The organism is Phenylobacterium sp., from assembly GCF_037138395.1.
Lineage (GTDB): Bacteria > Pseudomonadota > Alphaproteobacteria > Caulobacterales > Caulobacteraceae > Phenylobacterium.
The window spans coordinates 1-5,909 of the sequence record NZ_JBAXIM010000153.1 but is presented as its reverse complement, the minus strand read 5'-3'; the positions used below and the strand labels follow the sequence as shown (position 1 = coordinate 5,909).

Here is a 5,909-nt window from a genome sequence, read left to right as displayed (position 1 = left end):
TCCCAACACATTCCGGGGCCCGGGGCCTTGGGGGTCCGGGCGGACGGCGCTAAGACAGGGCCATGTCCCGACCTGCCTGCCGCCTCTACCTGATCACGCCGCCTCAGTTGGGCGACCTCGCCGTCTTTGCCGGACGCCTGGAAGCTGCCCTGTCCGCCGGGGACGTAGCCGCCCTGCAGGTTAGGCTGAAGGACGCCTCGGAAGCCGAGATCACCGAGGCGGTCCGGGTACTGGGCCCCATCGCCCGGGCGCATGACGCCGCGCTGATCCTGAATGACGACCCCGACCTGGCCGCGCGCCTCGGCTGCGACGGGGTGCACGTGGGCCAGTCCGATATGCCCTGCGCCGAGGCCCGGCGCCGGGTTGGCAAAGACCGGACCGTCGGCGTGACCTGTCATGACAGCCGCCACCTGGCCATGGAGGCCGCCGAGCAGGGCGCAGACTATGTCGCCTTCGGGGCCTTCTTCCCAAGCTCCACCAAGGACGCCCCGACCCGGGCGGAACCCGAGACCCTGTCGGTCTGGCAGGAGACCATGCAGACGCCCTGCGTCGCCATCGGCGGCATCACCGCGGAGACCGCCCGCGGCCTGGCGGCGGCCGGGGCCGACTTCCTGGCGGTATCGGCGGGGGTCTGGAGCCACCCGGAAGGCGAGGCCCAGGCGGTGCGCGACCTGAATGTGGCCATCGGCGAGGGCCTGGCGGACCGGAGCGGTACCGGCGGAGCCTGATCACCCTAACCGCACCTTGCCTTGCGGCGGCCCGGCCACTAGGTTCCGCGACCCATGTCGACCCAATCCGCCCTCCTCAAGGTCATGTCCGACGCCGCCCGGCAAGCCGCCCGGGGTCTCAACCGAGATTTCGGCGAGCTGGCCGAGCTGCAGGTCTCCCGCAAGGGTGCCGCAGACTTCGTGTCCGCGGCCGACATCAAGGCCGAACAGTCCATCTTCGAGAGCCTGGCCAAGGCCCGTCCGGGCTACAACTTCCTGGGCGAGGAGCGGGGCCTGATCGGGGGGACGGACAAGACCCACACCTGGATCGTCGATCCCCTGGACGGGACGACCAACTTCCTGCACGCCATCCCGCACTTCGCCATCAACATCGCCCTTCAGCGCGAAGGGGCCATCGTGGCGGCGGTTACCTACAACCCCGTGTCCAACGACCTGTTCTGGGCCGAGAAGGGCAAGGGCGCCTTCGTCAATGACCGGCGCCTCCGGGTGGCGGTCCGCCAGAAGCTCGACGAGTCGGTCCTCGCCACGGGGATCCCCTTCATGGGCCACGGCCAGCACGCCCGCTTCCTGAAGGAACTTCACCAGGTCAGCCAGCGTGTCGCCGGCGTGCGTCGGTTTGGCTCTGCAGCCCTGGACCTGGCCTGGGTGGCTGCGGGGCGGATGGACGGCTTCTGGGAGCGCGACCTCAGCGCCTGGGACCTGGCGGCGGGTCTCCTGCTGGTCACCGAGGCTGGCGGCAAGGTGACCACCGCCGACGGCGGCGACGACATCCTGGAGACCGGCAGCATCTGCGCTGCCAACCTCGACCTGCATCCCCTGGTCCTCGAGCGTCTGAAGGCCGCGGCCTGAGCCGGGCCGGACGGCGGCTTGACGAAACCGTCACGCCCCTGCGTTAGTCGGCTCTCATGCCAAGCTATCTTCCCTCGCGCCGCGCCTTTGGGGCCGGCTTCGTCGCTGCAGGAGCCCTTGTGGCCTCCGCCCGCACCGCCTCCGCCGCGCCGCGACAGCAGGTCGTCGCCCATCGGGGGGCCAGCGGCTACCGTCCCGAGCACACCCGCCAGGCCTACCTCCTGGCCATCGCCCAGGGGGCGGACGTCATCGAGCCGGACCTCGTCCTGACCAAGGACGGTGCCCTGGTGGCCCGCCACGAGAACGAGATCGGCGGTACGACGGACATCGCGTCCCGTCCCGGGTTCGCAGGCCGGAAGACCGTGCGCGTGATCGATGGCGAAAAGGTCGAGGGCTGGTTCACCGAGGACTTCACCCTGGCCGAGCTCAAGACCCTGAGGACCCGGGAGCGCCTGCCGGAACTGCGGCCGGACAGCGCCCGCCACGACGGCGAGGACCAGATCCTGACCTTCGCCGAGGTCGCCGACCTGGCCCGCCGGGAGTCCACCCGCCTGGGCCGCACCGTCGGCCTCTGCCCGGAGATGAAGCACCCGGCCTATTTCCGGGCGCGCGGAATGGCCATCGAGCCGGTCATGGCCGCCGCCCTGAAGGCCGAGGGCCTCGACTCCGCCACAGCCCCGGTCCTGGTCCAGTGCTTCGAGGTCGGCCCCCTGAAGACCCTTGCCACCCTCTCCAAGGCCCCCCGCGTCCAGCTCGTCTCCGCCGAGGGCGGCCCCGCGGACCTGCCGGGCGTACGCTACGCCGACATGGTTACGGTCGAGGGGCTGAAGGCCATCGCTGGCTACGCCCAGGCCCTCGGCCCGGAATGGCGCCAGGTGATCGCCATCAACTCCGCCGGAGCCCTGGCCGGCCCGACTCGGCTGGTGGTGAACGCCCACGCCGCAGGGCTGAAGGTCATCCCCTGGACGGTACGGGCGGAGAACGCCTTCCTGCCGCCAGCCCTGAGGCGCGGCACCGAGCCGGGCGCGCACGGCGACGTTGCGACCCTTCTCAAGGCCCTCTTCGCCACCGGCGTCGACGGCCTGTTCAGCGACTTCCCGGACCTGGCCGTCGCGGCCCGCGGCGCCTAGAGCCGGTTTCGATCCAAAAACCGGTTTCCAGTTTGTCGGAACCGGATCTAGCCCGCAGCGTCGGTGAACTGCAGGGCGGCGAAGCGGGCGTAGAGGCCGCCCCGGGCTGTCAGCTCGGCATGGGTTCCGGTCTCTACGACCCGCCCTTCGTCCATCACCACGATCCGGTCGGCCTTCAGGACCGTGGCCAACCTGTGCGCGATGACCAGTGTGGTGCGCCCGCGCATGGCCGCGTCGAGGGCCTCCTGGACCAGCTTCTCGTTTTCCGCATCGAGGGCGCTCGTGGCTTCGTCCAGGAGCAGGATCGGCGCCTGGCGGACGAGGGCCCGGGCGATGGCGAGACGCTGCCTCTGGCCTCCTGACAGGCCCCGGGCGCGCTCTCCAAGGGGGGTCTCGAAGCCTTCCGGAAGCCCCGCGATAAAGCCCTCCGCCTGGGCGGCGCGGGCGGCGGCGCGGATCTCGTCGGGCTCCGCGCCTTCACGGCCGAAGGCGATGTTGTCGGTGGCCGAGCCTGAAAACAGGGGACTGTCCTGCGCCACCAGGGCGGCCTGGGCGCGGATGTCCCGGGGATCGGCCCGCCTCAGGTCCACCCCGTCGATGCGAACGACGCCGCCGAGGGGGTCGTAGAACCGCAGGAGGAGGCGGAAGACCGTACTCTTGCCCGCGCCGGAAGGCCCCACCAGGGCGACCCGCTCGCCGGGTGCCACGGTGAGGGTCAGGCCATTGAGGGCCGGCGCGGCCTCCCGGCCAGGATAGGCGAAGACGACATCCTCGAACCGGATCTCGCCGCGCCCGGGCAGTTTCTGGGCGTCGGCCGGCGCCGCAATCCCCGGCTGGGCGGACAGGAGCTCGGCCACCCGTTCCATGGCGCCGGCGGCCTTCTGGACGTCGCCCCACATCTCCCCGAGGGCCCCGACGGAACTGGCGGCGAAGACCGAAAGGAAGGCGAACTGGAACAGGGCGCCCCAGGTCAACTCGCCCCTCTGCCCGGCGTGGACGCCCAGCCAGAAGACCGCGACCACGCCGCCGAAGACCAACATGATGGCCGCAGCGGTCATGACCGCCCGAGCCGACATGCGCCTCAGGGAGGTACGGAAGGAGCGTTCGACGGCGGCGCCGAAGCGGTCAGAGGCGGCCCGCTCGCGCCCGAAGGCCTGCACGGTCTCCAGGGCGTCCAGGGTCTCGCCGGCATGGCCAACCGCCCGGGCGAATTCGTCCTGGGTCGCGGTGGTCAGGGTGCGCAGGGGCCGGGCGAACAGAAACAGGGGCACCACGACCACGGGAATAATCAGCAAGACCAGCAGGGTCAGCTTGGGGCTCACCCAGAGCATGAGGACCAGCGACCCGATCATGATCAGGGTGTTGCGGAGGAAGATCGAGGCCGTGGTGGCCAGCAGGTTCTCGATGATCTGGATGTCGGTGGTCAGGCGGGACAGGACCTCGCCCGTGCGGGTGGCGATGAAGAAGGCCGGGTCCAGGGTCAGGATGTGGCCATAGACCGACTTGCGCAGGTCGGCCACGATCCGCTCGCCGAGCCGGGTCACCCAGTAATAGCGAAGGGCGGTGAACAGGCCGAGGGCCACGGCCACGGCGCCCAGCAGCCAGAACCAGCGGTCCACGGAGTCCCCGCCCCGGTTCGAGGTCAGGTGTTCGACCAACACGCGCACCGCGCCGCTCATGCCCAGGGTGGCCGAGGAGGTCGCCACCATCAGGAGGCAGGCGATGAAGGTTTCGAAGCCGTGCGCCTTCAGGATCGGCAAGAGGGTCGACAGGGCTGTCAGCTTTCGCGTAGAGCCGCGCCGCTCGGCGGCGGACTGCATGTCCTGCGCGAGCGCCCCGCCTGCGCTTGGACGCCCTTCAACCGCGGATTCCGACAAACCGTCCGACATCTGGACCCCGCCCTTGCTCTACCGGCGCGCTTTGCTGTAAAAGCCCCGCTTTCCGCCCGTCGGCCTCCCGGAGGGCGGCGTACTGACACTGGCCGCTCCTTTACGTCGGATGACCCCGAGATGAAACAAGACACCCATCCCGACTATCACTTCATCACCGTGGTGATGACGGACGGCACCAGCTATCCGACCCGTTCGACCTACGGGAAGGAAGGGGCGACCCTCAACCTCGACATCGATCCCAAGACCCACCCGGCCTGGACCGGCGGCAACCAGCAACTCCTGGACCGCGGCGGCCGTGTCTCGCGCTTCAACGCCAAGTTCGGCGGCTTTACACGCAAATAGGTGGTCAGCCTGCGAAGGCTGACATCAGGCGTAATTTGTCGCTCAGCCTGCGAAGGCTGACCTGAGGCGGTCGATCTGTGAGGCCACCGAGTTCACCGGCACCTCGACCTCAAGATACAATTGGCGATCCATTCGGGCGACCCGCTCAAACAGGCGGTCAACGCGCTGCGACAGGCCTGCGAGCGCGTCGGGCAGCCGGCCTGGCCGGGATCTTCCGGGCCGGGGCTCGCTCAGCCGGTAGCGGGGATCGGCGGCGGCCGCCGCAGGCGTCTCGCCATCCCGAACGGCCTTCTGCACCAGGAGCCAGGACGACACCTGCATGAGGCGGGTGGTCAGGCGCATGCTCTCGGCGGCATAGTCGGAGGCGGCCTCCCGGCCGAGACGGCGGGCCTCCATCCGGCCGGAGCCGTCGAGGTAGGTCGACGCCTCCTGGACCAGGTCCAGGCCTTCCCGCAGGGTTCGCTCGAAGACTTCGACCGCCGCAAGGTCCAGGACCACGCCCGACTTTGTGGCCACGGCCGGATTCGCTCCCGAGGTCATGCCTGGATCTCCCGCGAGGGGCTGGCCGCCCCGTCGATTCGCATCTGTGCAATCCTTGGGTGCGCGTTTTCAGCGCCTCGGGCAAGGGGTCGGAGGCTCAGTCCCCAGGCGTTTTGAAGAGGGCGTCCGCGGCCTCGCGTCCCGCCGACTTCCGGGCGATCTGGGCGCGGCACCGGGCGATCTCGCCCTCCAGCAGGGCGATGCGCTCTTCAAGGTCGCCGACCGAGAACAGGTCCAGGTCCTCCTTCAGGGCCAGGTCCAGGGCGGCGCCCCGGCCGCGACGCGGCGATTCAGGTTCCTCGTTCACGGACCCCTCCGAAGGTCGCCCTGCAGGGCAGACGCATGATCCCTTGGCGGCACGCCGCCCTTGGGAATCCCTTGGCGGCACGCCGCCCTTGGGACTATCTGACCTGCACGGCGCGGCGCGC

7 protein-coding genes are annotated in these 5,909 nt (G+C 70.0%); 4 read left to right on the top strand and 3 right to left on the bottom strand.

What is annotated here, in order from left to right:
• Positions 1 to 62: 62 nt before the first annotated feature.
• Genes thiE through WCJ52_RS11015 form a run of 3 tightly spaced genes read left to right on the top strand, consistent with a single transcriptional unit; the run spans position 63 to position 2,707 of the window.
• Positions 63 to 728, top strand: coding sequence for a thiamine phosphate synthase (thiE, locus tag WCJ52_RS11025; RefSeq protein ID WP_336903358.1), 666 nt, complete (start codon positions 63 to 65; stop codon positions 726 to 728).
• A gap of 54 nt (positions 729 to 782) precedes the next feature.
• Complete coding sequence (locus tag WCJ52_RS11020) at positions 783 to 1,577, top strand: inositol monophosphatase family protein (RefSeq protein ID WP_336903357.1); 795 nt, start codon at positions 783 to 785, stop codon at positions 1,575 to 1,577.
• Between the two features lie 56 nt (positions 1,578 to 1,633).
• Positions 1,634 to 2,707, top strand: coding sequence for a glycerophosphodiester phosphodiesterase (locus tag WCJ52_RS11015; protein ID WP_336903356.1), 1,074 nt, complete (start codon positions 1,634 to 1,636; stop codon positions 2,705 to 2,707).
• A gap of 47 nt (positions 2,708 to 2,754) precedes the next feature.
• Here WCJ52_RS11015 and WCJ52_RS11010 read toward each other — a convergent pair whose 3' ends face one another.
• The gene (locus WCJ52_RS11010) at positions 2,755 to 4,596 is read right to left on the bottom strand and encodes an ABC transporter transmembrane domain-containing protein (protein WP_336903355.1); all 1,842 of its coding nucleotides are present in this window, start codon (positions 4,594 to 4,596) and stop codon (positions 2,755 to 2,757) included.
• 120 nt (positions 4,597 to 4,716) lie between these two features.
• Here WCJ52_RS11010 and rpmE point away from each other — a divergent pair, with 120 nt between their 5' ends.
• Complete coding sequence (gene rpmE, locus WCJ52_RS11005) at positions 4,717 to 4,941, top strand: 50S ribosomal protein L31 (protein WP_336903354.1); 225 nt, start codon at positions 4,717 to 4,719, stop codon at positions 4,939 to 4,941.
• Between the two features lie 42 nt (positions 4,942 to 4,983).
• Here rpmE and WCJ52_RS11000 read toward each other — a convergent pair whose 3' ends face one another.
• Both WCJ52_RS11000 and WCJ52_RS10995 read right to left on the bottom strand, forming a co-directional pair.
• Positions 4,984 to 5,481 carry a DUF1465 family protein gene (locus tag WCJ52_RS11000; RefSeq protein ID WP_336903353.1) on the bottom strand — a complete coding sequence of 166 codons (498 nt, stop codon included), beginning with the start codon at positions 5,479 to 5,481 and terminating at the stop codon, positions 4,984 to 4,986.
• Between the two features lie 97 nt (positions 5,482 to 5,578).
• Positions 5,579 to 5,788 (bottom strand): DUF1192 domain-containing protein, encoded by a 210-nt coding sequence (locus WCJ52_RS10995; protein WP_336903352.1) that lies wholly within the window; start codon positions 5,786 to 5,788, stop codon positions 5,579 to 5,581.
• Positions 5,789 to 5,909 lie beyond the last annotated feature (121 nt).